The 1883-nt window shown below is 33.7% G+C and carries 2 protein-coding genes; both read left to right on the top strand.

The genetic code is table 11. From position 1 onward, the window contains the following. Nucleotides 1-214: 214 nt before the first annotated feature. On the top strand, nucleotides 215-913 hold the full coding sequence (locus HW423_RS10830) for a glycosyltransferase family 2 protein (RefSeq protein ID WP_218931892.1): 699 nt from the start codon (nucleotides 215-217) through the stop codon (nucleotides 911-913). 17 nt (nucleotides 914-930) lie between these two features. Beyond that, nucleotides 931-1623 carry a lysophospholipid acyltransferase family protein gene (locus HW423_RS10825; protein ID WP_218931891.1) on the top strand — a complete coding sequence of 231 codons (693 nt, stop codon included), beginning with the start codon at nucleotides 931-933 and terminating at the stop codon, nucleotides 1621-1623. The last annotated feature ends 260 nt before the right edge of the window (nucleotides 1624-1883 follow it).

The raw sequence follows: 1883 nt of genomic DNA, 5'->3' as shown, positions 1-1883 counted from the left end.
GAAGAGCCTTCTTTTTTTGTACAGATTTTTTCCTTCTATAATATATGATATATAGTTGTAGCATTTTTTAAGCTCATATAAAGTAGGGCGACGTACTTTTTAATTGTTAAAATTAACTTATTCATGATATAGTTTAATTTAAAGGGTAATTATATAATATTTTTTCAAAAAACTTATAAATAAGAAGAATATATAATAAATAGAGGTGTAATTATTGAAAAACTTTATTGTTGTAATCCCTGCTTATAATCCCATGGATGAATTATTAAGTTATGTACAGGACCTTCTAAATAATAACGTTTATGCTGTCGTTGTTATTAACGATGGGTCTGAAGAGAAGTATGCCCCATTGTTTGAGGAGATAACTAAGTTAAACAGAACGGTTGTCTTAACTCATGAAGTAAATATGGGTAAAGGGATGGGGTTGAAGACAGCTTTTAAATATATTATGGATAATCATAGTGGTATTGATAGTGTTGTTACTGCGGATTCTGATGGTCAGCACCTCGTATCGGATGTAGTGAATGTCGGAGAGACGATGGTTAATTCTTCAGTGGATTATATTTTAGGAATGAGGGATTTTACTCAAAGTGGTGTTCCGTTTAGAAGTCGAATTGGTAATTGGTTTACATCATTAATATTTGCTTTATTCTATCATCATAAAGTTCGTGATACGCAAACAGGTCTACGTGCTTTTAAGGAAACACAACTAAGTCAGCTAATAGATGTCTCGGGGAATCGTTTTGAATATGAAATCAACATGTTAATTATGATCGCTAAGAAGAATCATTCTATAAAGAGTATAGAGATATCTACGGTCTATCATGAAGATCATACGTCACATTATTCTACCATTCGTGATTCAGTACTAATTGGCAAGCAAATGATTAAAGGATTATCCATTTCTAAATAGTTGGGAGGGAGTAGTTAATGGAATACGGGAAATTTTATTTAATTATTAGAAAGATAGCTCAACTAGTCTTTCCTAAATATAAAACGCCTCAACTTGAACCGGCAGATAAACCTGTTGTTTATGTTTCCCACCATCAAAATATGTTCGGTCCCATCAATGTATTACTTTGGTATCCTAAGTTCATGCGTCTATGGGGCTTGAGTGTTTTCATTGATCAACAAGCTTGCTATGATCATTACGTTAACTACACATTTACAAAGCGGTTTAAGATACCATCGTTTATAGCGAAGCCTCTTGCGTGGGGAGTGTCGTATTTCGTTAGTCGTTTGGCTCAGTCGGCACGTATGATTCCTGTATATAGAAGATCAAGACGAATTATCCGTACATTGAAGGAATCGGTTGAGACTTTGCAAGCCGGCGCTTCAGTGTTAATCTTTCCAGATATTGATTATGCTTCAGATGATAACGAAGTAGGTAGAATCTATGAAGGCTTCCTAAACCTAGAAAAATACTATAACAGTAAGACAGGTGAACACATTGACTTCGTTCCTCTATATGCTAATCAGGCCACAAAGGAAATTCTCTATGGTCAGGCTGTTCGATTTGATAGGGAGCGAAATTTCATTGAACAACGTGATGAAAAAGCACATGAGCTGCAAGATGAATTGAATCGATTAGCTAATACAGAAGTGGAAGTTGATTTAGTATAATTTCATACATATAATATGCCAGATTCATAATACGCGATTGATTAGTGATTGTGTGGATGATTTCTGGCATTAGTTATAGCTATCACTTAACCTCTTCTATATAATACGAACAAATTTAAAATATCTAATTGACACAGCAATCATTCAGATGCTATTATATACAAGTTGTTAAAAGAGCAACCGAATGAATCTATCGTTAGTTTAAAATAACTTTCAAAAAATGTTGACACTAACAGGAGGTTCATGCTATTATAATTAGG

It is taken from the genome of Ruoffia halotolerans (genome assembly GCF_014049385.1).
In the GTDB taxonomy this organism is placed as follows: Bacteria; Bacillota; Bacilli; order Lactobacillales; family Aerococcaceae; genus Ruoffia; species Ruoffia halotolerans.
Note: the sequence above shows the minus strand (reverse complement) of the source record. Positions and strands in the feature narration are given on the sequence as shown.